Source organism: Alkalibacillus almallahensis (assembly GCF_011761495.1).
GTDB lineage: Bacteria > Bacillota > Bacilli > Bacillales > Alkalibacillaceae > Alkalibacillus > Alkalibacillus almallahensis.
The window spans coordinates 1-15,001 of the sequence record NZ_JAASRU010000014.1 but is presented as its reverse complement, the minus strand read 5'-3'; the positions used below and the strand labels follow the sequence as shown (position 1 = coordinate 15,001).

Sequence of the window (15,001 nt, the reverse complement as noted above, 5' to 3'; positions counted from 1 at the left end):
TTTTAAATTAGTTTTCGTTATTAATAACATTTTCACGCAACAACCCCATCATGATCACATCACAGTATTGACCATTAATAAAAAAGTGTTGTTTTAGGAAGCCTTCTCGCTCAAAACCGACTTTTTCATAAATATAGGCTGCTTTTTCGTTCGCTTGAGCCACATACAAAAACAGCTTATGTAAATTCAATTGGTTAAAGCTATAGTCGATCATAAATTCTGTTGCGCGTGTCGCATACCCGTTCCCTTGAAACGCTGGATCAATCATGATCGCAAATTCAGCATGACGATGTCGCCAATCGATATCGAATAACCCTAAGTACCCGATTTTTTCTTCACCATGATATAAGATAAACGACCGGTGTGAATCTTGCTCAAGATTTGCTTCGTAAGATTTAACCATTTGTGCTTTCGATGCATAAGGTTCTTCAAACCAATAGTCCATCACATCTGAGTTGATTCGCATTTGATATAGAAAATCAAGATCGTCTTTTTGAAGTGGCTGAATCGATAATTGTTCGCTCATTAGTACAACTCCTTAAACTTTTCTACAAAAATGTCACCTATTTTGTTTTATACTATAATAAACATCATATCATGGGATTGATTAGGTTATCACGTTTTATTCCAAATTATGTTATAATGATTCAAATTATTAAGATAATCATACTTCGCAATTGGAGCGGTATCTATGGATAGTCAATTAACCAATGTATTCAATCGTATGGGTATATTAGATTTTATCTTTTTAATCCCGATGTTTTTCTTATTCGCGTATTTGCCAGACGATCATATTTGGAGTATTTTCGTGAACTTAGTCATCGTCGTGTTTTTTAGTTTCGGATTAGTCATGGCTGTTCATTCGACAGTGAATTATTTTAAGAACAGAGCTAACTAATTAACGTTTAAATTTAGGATGAGGTGACTTAACGTGAGTGAAAATGAACCAAAGCGTCGAAACCGTTTTGAAAACTGGTTCGACGTCTTGTTATTTATTCCTGAGCTAATCCTAATCCCAATCAAGTATATGGTACGAGGAATTCTGTGGTTAGTTAGAATTTGGTTGCATTAAAATTTCATGAAAAAATGAGCTTGGTACAATATCTGTTCTACCAAGCTCATAAGTAGCCTATTCGTTATTTGACCTTTTTAACCGGAAGCCAGATTTCACTATAAGCATAACCCTGCTTTTCATCATCCATCTTAGCAAACGAAAATGTCGGGGCGTTAACTAACTCATAATCAGAAGACGGTAACCATTCTGAATGTGTTTTGGCCATGGTATCTTGCATCGTCGACGGGAACGGCCCTTCATTCGGAAACACTGCCCATGTGTAGGCATCCACAAACACTTGATCTAATTGTTCACTTACATCTTCTCGAGTGGTCAGTACTCCGATTAAATGGGTTAAATCTCCTTCTTCTTTTTGAAATTGCGCATCCGCATCATACGAAGCATTGACGATTTCAAACGGTTCGATGTTTTGTAATTCCCGCATTTCTTGTCGCTGTTCCTCAGTTATACTCTCAGCTAATTCTACAATTTCCTGATTCACGCCTTCAAACTGCATCGGAACACACTTACTAACACCAACTAAGTTAAACGCCGGCTTCTCAACTATTCTAAATTCCATTTCATTACCTCCTTTGACTGAAATCACAAAGGAAAGTTTGGGGTACGCTTTACTGAAGCCTTGATGACTCACATCAGATGGTAAAAACCCTGCCCACTTCTTAAACGCTCGTGTAAAACCATCGACAGATTGATAGCCATATTTAAAAGCGACATCTGTAACCCGTTCTCCATTCAATAAATCTTTATTGGCTTCAGATAGTTTTCGGTATTTGATATATTCATTTAAAGTCAATCCTGCTAAATAGAAAAATACTTTACGAAAATGATAATCAGATACTCCAGCATATCCCGCAACATGCTCAAGTGATAGATCATCTGTTAAATGATCTTCAATGTACTCAATAACATCATTTAATTCCTTTAACACTGGGCACCCCCTCCTTTCCATATTTCAATCGTATCAAAGCCTATGATTAAAGACTCGACATTTAGTGATCAATTATGTCGGATGAGGCTAATAAAAAACTGATATCGATCTTCACGACATCAGTTTCTTGGGTGTGACTATAATCAAACTTTTAAAACAAGGACTTTTAGATAATCACTCTGTTTATAAAGACTATGCGTGGTGAAATCTCTCGGTAAGCCAAACTCTTCTTTTACTTGGTAAGATAAACCCGCTTCTTTAAATCCTTGATCAACTAACTTTTTAAAATGTTTCATATCGAATGACGCATTATTCGTCGAAGCGACAATGACACCATTTTTGTTGATAATTTCTGCTGAATTTTTAATAAGTGATGGATAGTCCTTAGCACTAGAAAATGTCTTTTTCTTATTACGCGCAAAGCTCGGTGGATCTAAAACAATTGTATCGTAATTGAGCCCGTGTCGTTTCGCATATTTAAAGTAACTATAAATATCCATGACATATGTTGATTGTTGTTCTAAATCGATGCCGTTCAAGCTAAAATTCTCAATGGTTTTCGGTTCACTACGTTTGGCGAGATCGACACTCGTGGTACTCTCTGCACCACCTAATGCGGCTGCGACTGAAAATGCACCAGTGTATGAAAACGTATTGAGCACATGCTTGTCCTTCGCATAACGATCCCGAAGCGCCTGGCGCACATCGCGCTGATCCAAGAAAATACCTGTCATTGCCCCATCATTTAAATCAACGGCATAGTTCATACCATTCTCTTGAATGATGAGCGGGAATTCTGGTCGTTCGCCGTAAACGAAGTCATCATCGTCAATATACGATCCCTTCGTATCAAATCGCTTCTTCTCATAAATCGATACACATTCACCGTATTCCGTTAGCACCGCCACGATCAGCTCTTTAAACGCATAAATGCCTTCACTATACCAGTTAAGCAAATAATGGCCATTATAATAATCAATGGTTAGGCCACCAATACCGTCTCCTTCACCGTTAAACAAACGAAACGCCGTTGTATTTGGATCCTCATAGAATGCTTTACGTTTATTAATCGCTGCCAAAATCTTTGACCGAAAGAAGGTCTTATCGATTGATTCATCCTTGTTATGGGTTAATACCCATCCTAACCCTTTATTTTGATTACCATAATAACCTTTCGCGATAAAGCGTCTGTTCCCATCCACTAAATGAACGAGCTCCCCTTCATTGTTGAGATCATTCATGTTTTGCACCGCTTCTTTATGAATCAATGGGAATTTATGTTGAAACTGTTTTACAAATGTTGGCTTAATAACTAATTCAATCATGTGATTAACCGTCTCCTCTCATGCTCTCACGTTATTATCCCACATAGAGAATTAAAAGTAAAAACTAATAAGAAGAGGTTTAGCTTGCTTTTAAAACGTTAGTTAATAGTCATTTCAAGACAAGACATCAGTTTTTAAATAGAATCCTAACGTTGCTCCAATCACACCCCATACAATAATACTAATGACATGCCAAAAGACGACCGTTCGTTTACTAGCACCAGCAGCTAAAGATCCAAATGCTGCGATATGACCAGAGGCAATTAAAGGAGCAAGGAGAGCCACACCTGGAACCCCATACTTTTCGTATCTAGCTTTTGCTTTACTGGTTCTTCTATGTATAAATCCCCTTTGATCAGAATTTCGATATCGAAAAAGCCACGCATTATATGGTATGACGATCGCCATAATAGACAACCAGTTACCGATTACACTTATGACTAAAGCCCACATAACCGGGAGTCCTACCAGAACCCCAACGGCTGCACCGCCCGGAGATTCCACAAACGGAATTAACGATAATATAAAGATACCGATCGTCTGGATGAGTTCATTAACACCATTCAAATAACTAAGGATATCTTGAACCATTTCTCTAAACAAAACTCATTCACCCCTCTCTAAATATAATTCTATAATCTAAAAATAATCACCTTTTTTGTTTGGTAGAATTTTGAACTGCTAAGTTATCTATTCATAGTAAAAGAACTGATATTGTTTATGACAACATCAGCCCTAATAGTCGTTTATTTAATTTTAGACTGTTTTTTAAGATTGTTTTTTTAAAGATATGATATAATACGTAGAAATATTTTGAAACTTTCACACAATAATATCGTCTAATTTATTAAGGGAGTGATATCTTGAAACATTACAAGTATTTAATTCCATTTATTAGTATGCTTCTAATGTTAATTGCAGGTTGTTCAAATGGGATTGAAATTGAGGGTGATAAGATTTTAGTGCAAAAGCGTGTCGGAGAAGAAAATAAGTATGAATATTTCAAAGAAATAACCGAAAAAGAGACAGTCCAGACAGCCAAAGATATACTTGAGAGCGCCAGTTGGGAAAATAAGGAGGTAAGTATGGCTTACCCTCCACATTACAAGTTCAGTTTCGAAGGGAACAATGAACAATCGGAGTTGATTTATCACCTATGGATTAGCCCAAACAAAGATATGGTGGAACTTGTTATAGAAGGTGGAAAATATGTTCAATTAGGCAAGAGTGAATCTGAAAAACTGTTTAAGACCATTACTGAAATACATTTATCTGAGGTAGAGTAAAAACAACAATCAACAGTTGTTACAAATCAAACTGCTCCTCATATACTTCACGGAGTTCCGCACCATTCTCAGGCCATTCAACTGGATTACCATGCACCATCAAACCTAATGCATCAAGACAACGATGCCATCCTGCTGCCATATATTTCGCATAGGTTCGATCATCAAAAATATGCGTGAAATCCAGTTGACAACCATCACTCTTCATATCCAACTGCATATGTAGAAGGTCATCACCTTCACGTAAATTAAATCTATTAGGTGGATCAAATTCTGTAATGACCGCTTCATAAACCGAGCCCTCACCATCATCGAACATAATCTTCCCACCAATTTGAAGATTCATCTCACCCGTTGCAAATGGATACCATGCTGAGAAATACTCTGACTTTGTCAGGTAGTCAAAAACGTGTTCCACCTCGAATGGGAAATAGCGTTGAAATTTTAGAGCGTAACCGCCATCGATTTCTTCTAATGTGCCATATTCACTCATGACTAATCCTCCATTCACATGTCTTAACTTTAGTTTTCTAAATACTGTTTTAACGCATCTAAATCTTTCGCACACGCTTTCTTAAACGACCCAGCCATGAGCTTTCCAAAGAGTTTCGATAAGCCTGTTAACCCCTTAATCTCTCCGTGAAGGGTTACCTGTGATTGGTCACCAGCTGAATCCACCGTATACGTAAAAATATATTCCCCTTTACCCGTCGATCCTTTTGAACCATCACAACGTAACACAATTTTCTCCGGTTCTTGTAACTCCATCACTTCAAAATGTTCCGAAGCTTCCTTACCAAACATCTTTCTCGTTTCTTTCCATTCACTACCGACTTTAATCGGGCCATCATCTAATCGGTCCATTCGCACCAAACCATGCATCCAATGATGAGCAGCATCTAGGTCGATCAAACTGTTATACGCGGTTTGCTGCGATACATTAAATGTTCGTTCCACATCAAATGTGATACTCATACAAGCGCCTCCCCTAGCCTTTTATATGAGTATAGCACAAAGCATGACCAGCGTCATACTAGCTTCTCATGCAATACTCATCACCCTAACCCAACTCGTGCAACACCGAATGTATGGAATGTATATTAGTCGACTTACCCACACTGGTATCATTAAAAACAAATTTGACACTTTCACTATTCTGTATTACTATATACTAGTAGTAAGTATTACGGAATAGTGAAAACATAAATAACTTTTCGATTAACACCTTGAAAGGAGGTCACTATGCATAACTTCAGAGAAATGATGAAAGGCGTACTTGAGGGATGTGTCCTTGAAATCATTAGCCGTGGTGAGACATACGGCTATGAGATCACCCAGCAACTACGTGAGCTCGGTTTTACAGATATTGTTGAAGGTACCGTTTATACGATTACGATGCGACTTGAGAAAAACGATCTCGTCAATATCGAGAAAAAACCTTCAACCAAAGGGCCGCCAAGAAAGTTTTACACACTAAACGAAGCAGGATATAAGCATCTAAACGATTTTTGGGAAAAGTGGGGATTTATTTCGAGTACGATTAATAAACTCAAAGATTAAAATTGAAAGGAGAATCATGATGAGTATATTTGAAAAGTTGGTTGGGAGTCTAAATGACAAACGCGAATGGCGAGCAATGGAAACACGCGCGAAAGCTCTGCCTCATGACTATTACAACGCTTATAAAGCAATGCAAAAGTATATTTGGTCCACTGGTGGTGTGTCAGATTGGAAAAGTGCCAAGCGAATCTTTGAAGGGATTCTTGACTTATTTGAAGAAGGTGCAGCCCATAACAGACAAGTAACAAAACTAACTGGCGAAGATGTAGCAAGCTTTTGCGACGACCTCTTAAAAGATGAATCGTCCTGGCAAGATAAGTATCGCAAAAAGTTAAACAATGCTATTGATCAAGGTTAAGCTGCATCGTCTCATGCGTATCTCCGTCTTCTTAACCGATATTAATAGAAAATGCTAGATATAACTGAAAAAGGAGGAGCTTACCACTCCTCCTTCCATGACTATTCAGACTCTAAATTCACGCCAATAAACTTCAATTCCGTCATATCCTCAACAGCATATTTCACACCTTCTTTACCCATTCCACTTTGTTTCACGCCGCCATAAGGATGGTTGTCTCGCCTAAAGGTGGACATTTCGTTAATCCACACGCCTCCCATCTCTAATTGGTCGGCAACACGTAACGCTCGGTTAATATCTTTCGTAAACACACCTGCTTGTAAGCCATAAATCGAATCATTCGACATTTCGACAACTTCATCTTCCGTTTTAAAAGGGATCACTGAAACGATTGGGGCGAAAACTTCATCCGCGATAATTTTCATATCGTTTTGGACTTGTGCCATCACTGTCGGCTCAAGCATCGTGCCTTTTTGTTTACCACCTGATAATACTTTTGCCTCTTTGGACACAGCATCATCGATCCACTGTTTTGCACGTTCGGCTTCATCTTCACTAATCATTGGGCCTAAATCCGTTGATTCATCACTTGGGTCACCAATAACTAACGCCTCCGTCATATTAACGAGCTGTTCAACAACAGCATCAAAAATACCCTCTTGAATATATATTCTTTGGGCTGAGATACAGATCTGACCTGAATAAGTAAAAGCCCCTTTAACTAACTTATTCACAGCTTGTTCAACGTTAGCATCTTCAAATAAAATATTGGGTGAATTCGACCCTAATTCGAGTGTTACTTTTTTAAACCCAGCGCTCTGACTGATCTCTTTTCCAACTGGTAAACTTCCAGTGAATGAGATTTTTTCTAACTTTTCGTGTTGCGTTAAAGGACTGCCCACTTCACTTCCAGTCCCGATCACTAAGTTCAATACACCATCTGGTAGACCCGCTTCAGAAAACAGCTTCGTTAATTTATAAGCTGTAACGGGCGTTTTCTCAGCCGGTTTAAAAACGACCGTGTTTCCAGCTGCAATCGCTGGTGCAATTTTATGAAGTGATAAATTTAACGGAAAATTAAAAGGTGTAATGGCCCCAACGACTCCCAGCGCCTCTCGTTTTACCATACCTAGTCGATTCTCACCACCATTTGCAGCATCCATTGGAATTAATTCACCCATGATATGTTTAGCCCATTCAGAGGAAAAACGAAGGACTTGAATGGAACGCTCGACTTCTGCTCGACTGCTCACAATCGGTTTTCCCGCTTCTTGCATAATCGTTTGTGCGAACTCCTCTTGCCGACTTTCTAATAAATCAGCCGTTTTCCGCAAAATATCACTACGCTGATGGGCCGGCATATGCTTCATTGTAGAATGAAAGACATCAAAACTCCCATCTACTGCTTCATTTAAATCACTTTCTTTCGCTAAGACGATTTCGGCAATCGTCTGTTGATTAAAAGGATTGACCACTTCTTCAGTTTCGCGTTGATCTTCATTGATCTCATTCCCGTTAATAATTGATCCAATTCTCATCCATGTCACCTCTTGTCGTCATTACTTACAAATAATGTCGCCCAGTTTCTCAGTTAATTTCATGTTTTCACGATAATCAACCGGACAATCGATTAATACAGGTTTATTTAAGCTTATGGCTTGTTTCAACGTTGGTAATAATTCTTCAGCTTGTTGAATCTCAAATGACTCAAAACCATATGATTTGGCTAAATCCACGTAATTAGGATTGCCAAATTCAATATAAGACGCACGGTTAAACTTCTTCATCTGGTGCCATTCGATTAATCCATAGCCATCGTCACGCCATAATAAAACGACAATTGGTAAATTAAGACGCACGGCCGTTTCTAATTCAGCACCTGTCATCAGAAAAGCTCCGTCACCACAAACAGCTACAACATTTTTTTCTGGCTGGACCATCTTAGCCGAAATTGCACCTGGAACAGCCACTCCCATAGAAGCTAAACCATTCGAAATCAGGCATGTATTCGGTTCGGCCGTGTGAAACAAGCGTGCCATCCACATTTTGTGTGCACCAACATCCGAGATAACGATATCATCATCGTTTAGTGCTTCCCTTAAGTCCGAAATAATTCTCTGTGGCTTAACAGGAAAACCAGAATCTTGTTCATAGTCCTTTAATTCATTCATCGCATTGTCTCGCACTTCTTTTGCCCAAGTGACATCGCGTTCTAGCTGAGGAAGTGCTTGCTTTAGTTTCGATAAATTCTGCCCTATATCTCCAATCACGCTTGTTTTGACTGGATAGAAGGCGTCTGTTTCAGGATTCGTCGTATCAATATGAAGAATAGGCTTGTCCCCTTCAGGATTCCAGTCTTTTGGTGAATACTCTGCTATATCAAAGCCAATGGTGATAATTAAGTCAGAAGCATTGAGACCACACGTAATATAATCTTGACTGCCTAAACCAGCCGTCAGTAGACTTAAATCATGTGTCCAAGGCAAAGCTCCTTTCCCCATAAAGGTGTGGACAACAGGAATCGACGTATGTTCGATGAATGATCGTAAGACGTTAGAAGCTTTCCCGCGGGTAATTCCGTTCCCTGCTATAATAAGTGGGTTTTCCGCTGATTGAATGAGTTCAGCTGCCTCCTGTATCGTCTCTTCACTCGCACCCGAAAGTTTTGGCATTCGTACAGTTAATGGTTCAGCTTTATATTCTGCGCTGGCAATATCCTCTGGAAGATCGAAATGCGTCGCACCTGGTTTTTCAGAACTAGCCACTTGAAACGCTTTTCGAACCACCTCTGGCACTATGTCAGGTGTTTTAATTTGAGCATTCCATTTTGTCACTGGCTCATAAATTTTGATTAAATCATAATACTGATGGCTAATTTTATGCTGTCTATTCAAACCCGCTTGGCCCGTGATGGCTACTACTGGGTTCAAGTCCATATTCGAATTCGCAACCCCTGTCAGTAAATTCGTCGCACCAGGCCCTAAAGTTGCTAAACAGACACCAGGTTTACCAGCCAGTCGACCATAAATTCCAGCCATAAAAGCCGCACTCGTCTCATGACGCGTTACGATAAACTCAATATCAGAATCGTATAGGGCATCTAATAAATCAATATTTTCCTCACCTGGTACACCGAAAATGTATTCAACTTCTTCTGCTTCCAAACAACGCACAATCGTTTCAGATACATTCATCTTCTCCATCATCCTTACTAAAAGTTTTATGTGATTGAACGATATATTTCATCCAATGTTATAACATGACCTTGATCGTCTTTATACATGATATGTTCTCTTCTAAATCCAGTTGGTGACTCTAACCCAGTCGCTGCTGCCAGTCGATAAAGCCCCTTACGCATCGAAATGACATAGTTAGCCGTACGATGTTTCTTTTCATCTACAACTAAAGCTTTCTGAAGTTCTGGATCTGTTGTTGCAACACCGACTGGGCAAGCATTTGATTCGCACTGTAAAGCTTGAATACAACCAACTGTAATCATGAAAGCTCGAGCTATATTGACCAAATCCGCTCCCATAGCTAATGCAATCGCCACACGATCCGGGGAAAATAATTTACCTGATGCAATGATCTTCACTTGATCCCTTACACCATATTGCACTAACGCTTCATTCATTAGTGGCAACGCAGATTTAATTGGCAACCCAACGCTATCCGACAACTCTTGATAAGATGCTCCAGTTCCTCCTTCACCACCATCTACGGTGATAAAATCCGGTGAAATCCCTGTCTCCTTAATATTCTTTGCTAAATCATCGGCATCAAAACGACTTCCTATGACAACTTTGATGCCGACAGGTTTTCCTGCATGCTCTCGAACTTCATCGATAAAATTTAAAAGTGAAGGAAAATCACTGTAATCCTCAAACCGATTGGGGCTATCAATGGATTGATACGGCTCGACCATTCGAATTCTAGCAATTTCTTCAGTGACCTTTTCAGCATCTATATGTCCACCACGTGTTTTGGCACCCTGTCCCATCTTGATCTCAAATGCCTTCACCTCAGGAATGTCACTTTTTTCTTTCAAAGCCTCCCAGCTGAAATTCCCTTCACGGTCTCGAACACCAAATAGTCCTGGCCCAATTTGCATAATTATATCCACTCCACCTTTTAGATGGTAATCAGATATGCCTCCTTCGCCAGTGTTCAACCAAGTCCCTTTAGCAATGCCTAACCCTTCAGACAATGCTGAAATAGCCCGGTCACCCAATGATCCATAGCTCATGGCCGACATCCCAATTTGGCCTTTAACCTTAAACGGATTCTTAGTATTTGGCCCAATCACAATCGAATCCTGTTCATCTAACAAATAAGCTAAAGATTGATCAGATTCCCATTCCTCTACTTTTTGCGTGAATAATGGCTCTTTAATCAGTAAATAACGATTAGTTAAAACTTCTGTCATTCGGTCCATTTTCAACTCTTCTGTTAATCTTGGAAACATTGAATTTCGTATATAAAAGCCTTCTTCTTCAAAATCTCTTCTAGAACCAAATCCTAGTACATCACGCTTATATTTAGCCTTTTTAACGATATCCTCATATTCCACACGTGAAAAAGGTTCTCCCCCGTTATCACTATTAAATAAATAAGAACGCATTTCTGGCCCAATACGTTCTAGAAAATATCTCATCCTACCGACTAAAGGATAATTACGTAAAATTGGATGCTGCTTCTGCGTTCGATCGACCCTGATTAAATAAAATGCAATAACTGCAATAGCCAATAGAATAATCATTAATAATGCAAATCCAATAATCGTTAAAACGTTCGCGACATTCATATGACTTCCTCCACTTTTTCGAAATACCTACCCTACATAGTAATTTTTGCTTTTTCATTAAATTTATCCATCATAATTGAATGTTTGTTGAATTAAGGGGCTGATATAAAAAAAGAACTGAGAGTTGATCTCAGTTCTTCTGTGTCTATTTTGGATTGTAAGGTAAATGTCCATTAAAATCTAAATGATCCTTCGATGCCAACTTCCTAATTTACGTTTAATTTATTTTAGACATCGAATATTCTTCCGTTTTTTCATTTCAAACGCATCCGATTTTTTCGAAGTTCTTTTCTCGAATTTGCAGTCTCATACAACCGACACTCCTCCTCTGTTTCTGGAATAACCCCAGGTACTTCAGTCGGATTCCGATCACGATCTACCGCCAGCATCGATAAAAACGATTCTGTGGTCAGCACTTTTTTGCCAAGTAATAAATTATCAGCAAATACTTTCACATACACTTCCATTGATGTCCGTCCAGTACTAGTCACGATAGCTTCCAAAGTTAAGGCGTCACCAACCTGTGCTGATGATATAAAATCGACTGAATCAATGGATGCTGTAACAACCACATTGCCAGAATGTTTCATCGCTGTTAACGCAGCAATTTCATCAATATAGGCTAACACTTTTCCACCAAAAATCGTATCCATATGATTCGTATCTGGTGGTAATACCAATCTTGTTTGCGACATTCTCGAATAACTTATAGGTAGTGGTTCCACACCATTTCTCCTCTCTTTCCCCATAAAAAAATACACCTCCTAAAAGAAGGTGCACTTGGGCATTTAAGATTACATACAAATTTGTCCAGCAATCACTTGCTGGCCTAGTCACATGTAACACCCTCCTATCTCCCGTAGGATCAAATGTTCTTTCCAATGGCAGGTCTCCTGACTCAGAATCTTCTTCATATAGCCCTTCCCGTTCTATGAACAGTGGGAGCCACCTATATGAATCATCTTTACAGTGGCGGGACCGTGCCGGAATTTCACCGGTCTTCCCTTTTCAGCTTTATCATAAAGCCACCATTGAACGCATTCAGTTTTCAATTCAAGGCTATGCCTTATCTTCTAATGTATATCTACTTCAAACGTCTTGTCAATTGAATTTGTCAAAAAGAAGAAGTCAGTGGAATTACGGCGAAAGCTCAACTTTTTCTTCTTCCCCACTCTCTAGGTGATACCTGAACAATTCATAGGATTCTGACTGGTTCGCTTCGCTCACCTCTTTCACATAATACAAAAGTGTGTTATCGCTGGTGAGCTTTGCATGCTGTACGGAATCATTAATGCGAAGGCGATCCCCTTCTTCTCCAGATGCACGATCATACGATACCATGTCATACTCATACAAACCGTCTTCCCCGTAATTCATGATTGTCTGGTATAATAATTTATTTTGATCTTCCATCCATACCACTTCACTGATTGGGACTTCACTATCTTTATTAGATATGATCTTCATCTCCTCCGGCTTTTCGATGTTCATTTCATAAATCCGTTCCACAGATTCAAACATCGAATCCGGCGTGGCATTTTCATAATCATCAGGTAGCACCATGAGCATCCTCTTCCCATTCTCTGCTATGCTCAGCGAACTTGGTGAATACGTCTCAAACGACTGTATTTCTTCAAAATCACCGTTCGGCTTCAACGTATATAAACCCGATGCGTAAGGTATGAACCCTTCTTCCGGCTCCCCTTGCGTACTGAGATGGATACCATTGATGATCCAGCGCTTTCGTGCCGGATCCTTCACGAGATTAGTGATAACACCACGTGCCTGTAAAACGGTTTCTACATCTCCACCTTCCGCGGAAATCGTATGAACATCGCTGTGTTCAAGCTGAAATTCTTGTTTACCAGAAGGAGCTTCTGGGTACCCGGTCGTTTCGACAACGGAAAAATCTCCGTTTTCGTTGAACACTGGACTCCACAACATCTTAGATTCTTCAGCCGTGTAGACTTCATGACTTTCTGCACCTTGACCTTTCACATACAGTGTCTGTCTGCCGTCTGATTCCATCACATAAGCGATACGCCCATCTGATGCGACGTTGTATTCGCCGGTAAAAGACGGCTTTGCGTTTTGACTGGATTCCACTATGCCTCCCGCCGCAGCAAAACCGGCTGTCACAATAATAATGAAACCTAATACAATCAACATTCCTTTTTTATTCATTTACTCACTCCTCTTAATCAAACAATCACATGATAGATGGAACGATGAACGGCCAAAACATATACGCCAGAATGAGAACGGTCAAAACCAAGCTTCCAACCATTAATTTCGGATAACGAGGAAGCAACCTTATCTGAACCGTATAAAGCACTGCCCATAAGGCCATAGGAATAAACACATTTAACAAAATAGTAGCAGGAGCGCCAAATCCCATAGCAATAAGATGAATATACAATGCTGCTAACCCACCGACTAGAGAAAGCGTGATATTGACGATATGGATGATTCGCCGGGATGCTATATGGTCCTTCTGGCGCTCATACGTCAAAACTGTCCGGTACAAAAGATACAAATTGAGCAGTAACATCAAAAGAAGTGCCGGAATTGAGAAATTATAATAAGTCGACCATTGAGTCATAAGAAACAATAGGTTCAGTACCAAACCAAGTGCCAGCCAAAGCTTCCGGTTGACGACAAAAGTACGGTTCAATGCGAAAAACAGTACAATCGAATGACCAATAATTCCGACGAAAAGATACCAAAGGGCTGTCTGATCTTGAACAAGGACCATTGCATATTTTCCAAATGTAAACAAAAAACCGAGCAAGGCAAGTAAGAGCAGCAACTCTCGGCGGTACGGAAACATCACCTGTTGTAAACCATCTCCGATATGAGCCTCTTTCCCAAACATTTTCATCGCCTCTTCCTCCGCTTCCTTTTCCGTTTTGCCTGCTTCCATTTCTTCATCGCGTCGCATTAGAACGTGTGTTAACATCTCTTCATACAGATCTTCTTGCTCAGAGCGACTGCAGTCAGTCTGTGCGGCGATCCGCTTCACATAAACCTCCAGCTTACGTGTCATACGATCTTCTAGCCTTATAAAGCAGACTTTGAATCGATGCCCAATCTTTTTGCTTACGCTCAAGTTCGGTTTCGCCTTCTTTGGTCATCGTGTAATATTTTTTCCGTCTTTCACCTTCCGGGGCGCTCCAATACGAAGTCACCCAACCCTTGCGTTCCATTCTTTTTAGCGCTGGGTATAACGTTCCTTCACTCATACTGTACGCTTCATCACTCAAACGTTTAAGCTTCTTCGTCATTTCGTATCCATACAAATCCCTCTCTGCTATCAACGACAACAGAATCAAATCAATGTTACCCTTCATCATTTCTTTATCCATAATTTATTCTTCCCTTTCACTGGAATATAGTTACAGTATAAAATATCATACATCGTATTACAAGGGTTCATATAAATTTCCATACGTTAAGATTTAAAATATGAGAACATGCATGTTGATTAAGGTTTCACTCATTAAAATCGCTCTTACAAATTGTTTTCATCTAGCAAACTAGCAGGTAAGCATTATTTTGATTCTAAAAAAGAGGTTCTAAGTCAAATGTTGGGGTGCTCTCTTAAGAGCACTCCTTACTTATGCCATTTGGCCTTGTATATCCTTATATTTATGATGCAATAAGAC

The 15,001-nt window shown here is 39.5% G+C and carries 18 protein-coding genes and 1 riboswitch; of the genes, 5 read left to right on the top strand and 13 right to left on the bottom strand.

What is annotated here, in order from left to right; translation table 11 throughout:
* Positions 1-7 precede the first annotated feature (7 nt).
* Positions 8-526, bottom strand: a complete 519-nt coding sequence (locus FHR85_RS11745; protein ID WP_167263490.1) for a GNAT family N-acetyltransferase — start codon at positions 524-526, stop codon at positions 8-10.
* A gap of 165 nt (positions 527-691) precedes the next feature.
* Here FHR85_RS11745 and FHR85_RS11740 point away from each other — a divergent pair, with 165 nt between their 5' ends.
* On the top strand, positions 692-898 hold the full coding sequence (locus FHR85_RS11740; RefSeq protein ID WP_167263454.1) for a DUF6007 family protein: 207 nt from the start codon (positions 692-694) through the stop codon (positions 896-898).
* A gap of 33 nt (positions 899-931) precedes the next feature.
* Positions 932-1,072 carry a hypothetical protein gene (locus FHR85_RS11735; protein ID WP_167263487.1) on the top strand — a complete coding sequence of 47 codons (141 nt, stop codon included), beginning with the start codon at positions 932-934 and terminating at the stop codon, positions 1,070-1,072.
* A 64-nt stretch (positions 1,073-1,136) separates the two neighbouring features.
* On the opposite strand, the gene FHR85_RS11730 is transcribed toward FHR85_RS11735, so the two are convergent.
* The 3 genes from FHR85_RS11730 to FHR85_RS11720 all read right to left on the bottom strand — a co-directional run bounded on the left by FHR85_RS11730 (position 1,137) and on the right by FHR85_RS11720 (position 3,931).
* Entirely contained in the window at positions 1,137-2,003 is an 867-nt protein-coding gene (locus tag FHR85_RS11730) for a GyrI-like domain-containing protein (RefSeq protein ID WP_167263485.1), read from the bottom strand.
* A 143-nt stretch (positions 2,004-2,146) separates the two neighbouring features.
* Positions 2,147-3,328: a class I SAM-dependent rRNA methyltransferase gene (locus FHR85_RS11725; protein WP_167263483.1), complete on the bottom strand. Its 1,182-nt coding sequence runs from the start codon at positions 3,326-3,328 to the stop codon at positions 2,147-2,149.
* Positions 3,329-3,442: 114 nt separating this feature from the next.
* The gene (locus tag FHR85_RS11720) at positions 3,443-3,931 is read right to left on the bottom strand and encodes a small multi-drug export protein (protein WP_167263481.1); all 489 of its coding nucleotides are present in this window, start codon (positions 3,929-3,931) and stop codon (positions 3,443-3,445) included.
* Positions 3,932-4,191: 260 nt separating this feature from the next.
* Between FHR85_RS11720 and FHR85_RS11715 the strand changes: the two genes are divergently transcribed.
* A complete protein-coding gene (locus FHR85_RS11715; protein WP_167263479.1) occupies positions 4,192-4,614 on the top strand; it encodes a YhfM domain-containing protein in 423 nt (140 codons plus the stop codon).
* Between the two features lie 19 nt (positions 4,615-4,633).
* Here FHR85_RS11715 and FHR85_RS11710 read toward each other — a convergent pair whose 3' ends face one another.
* The gene (locus FHR85_RS11710) at positions 4,634-5,107 is read right to left on the bottom strand and encodes an SRPBCC domain-containing protein (protein WP_167263477.1); all 474 of its coding nucleotides are present in this window, start codon (positions 5,105-5,107) and stop codon (positions 4,634-4,636) included.
* 29 nt (positions 5,108-5,136) lie between these two features.
* On the bottom strand, positions 5,137-5,589 hold the full coding sequence (locus tag FHR85_RS11705) for an SRPBCC family protein (protein ID WP_167263475.1): 453 nt from the start codon (positions 5,587-5,589) through the stop codon (positions 5,137-5,139).
* A gap of 267 nt (positions 5,590-5,856) precedes the next feature.
* On the opposite strand from FHR85_RS11705, the gene FHR85_RS11700 reads away from it, so the two are divergent.
* The gene (locus FHR85_RS11700; protein WP_167263473.1) at positions 5,857-6,174 is read left to right on the top strand and encodes a PadR family transcriptional regulator; all 318 of its coding nucleotides are present in this window, start codon (positions 5,857-5,859) and stop codon (positions 6,172-6,174) included.
* 19 nt (positions 6,175-6,193) lie between these two features.
* On the top strand, positions 6,194-6,532 hold the full coding sequence (locus tag FHR85_RS11695) for a DUF1048 domain-containing protein (RefSeq protein WP_167263471.1): 339 nt from the start codon (positions 6,194-6,196) through the stop codon (positions 6,530-6,532).
* 101 nt (positions 6,533-6,633) lie between these two features.
* On the opposite strand, the gene FHR85_RS11690 is transcribed toward FHR85_RS11695, so the two are convergent.
* From FHR85_RS11690 to FHR85_RS11660, 7 genes are all read right to left on the bottom strand, one after another.
* A complete protein-coding gene (locus tag FHR85_RS11690) occupies positions 6,634-8,070 on the bottom strand; it encodes an aldehyde dehydrogenase family protein (protein WP_167263469.1) in 1,437 nt (478 codons plus the stop codon).
* Positions 8,071-8,091: 21 nt separating this feature from the next.
* The gene (locus FHR85_RS11685) at positions 8,092-9,726 is read right to left on the bottom strand and encodes an acetolactate synthase large subunit (protein ID WP_208379676.1); all 1,635 of its coding nucleotides are present in this window, start codon (positions 9,724-9,726) and stop codon (positions 8,092-8,094) included.
* 26 nt (positions 9,727-9,752) lie between these two features.
* A complete protein-coding gene (locus FHR85_RS11680) occupies positions 9,753-11,336 on the bottom strand; it encodes an FMN-binding glutamate synthase family protein (RefSeq protein WP_167263464.1) in 1,584 nt (527 codons plus the stop codon).
* A 254-nt stretch (positions 11,337-11,590) separates the two neighbouring features.
* Positions 11,591-12,085 carry an acyl-CoA thioesterase gene (locus FHR85_RS11675; protein ID WP_167263462.1) on the bottom strand — a complete coding sequence of 165 codons (495 nt, stop codon included), beginning with the start codon at positions 12,083-12,085 and terminating at the stop codon, positions 11,591-11,593.
* Between the two features lie 117 nt (positions 12,086-12,202).
* Positions 12,203-12,384: riboswitch (cobalamin riboswitch) on the bottom strand.
* An 89-nt stretch (positions 12,385-12,473) separates the two neighbouring features.
* Positions 12,474-13,520 (bottom strand): hypothetical protein, encoded by a 1,047-nt coding sequence (locus FHR85_RS11670; RefSeq protein WP_167263460.1) that lies wholly within the window; start codon positions 13,518-13,520, stop codon positions 12,474-12,476.
* Between the two features lie 25 nt (positions 13,521-13,545).
* Positions 13,546-14,358, bottom strand: a complete 813-nt coding sequence (locus FHR85_RS11665; RefSeq protein ID WP_167263458.1) for a permease prefix domain 1-containing protein — start codon at positions 14,356-14,358, stop codon at positions 13,546-13,548.
* Between the two features lie 13 nt (positions 14,359-14,371).
* Positions 14,372-14,701: a PadR family transcriptional regulator gene (locus FHR85_RS11660; protein ID WP_167263456.1), complete on the bottom strand. Its 330-nt coding sequence runs from the start codon at positions 14,699-14,701 to the stop codon at positions 14,372-14,374.
* Between the last annotated feature and the right edge of the window lie 300 nt (positions 14,702-15,001).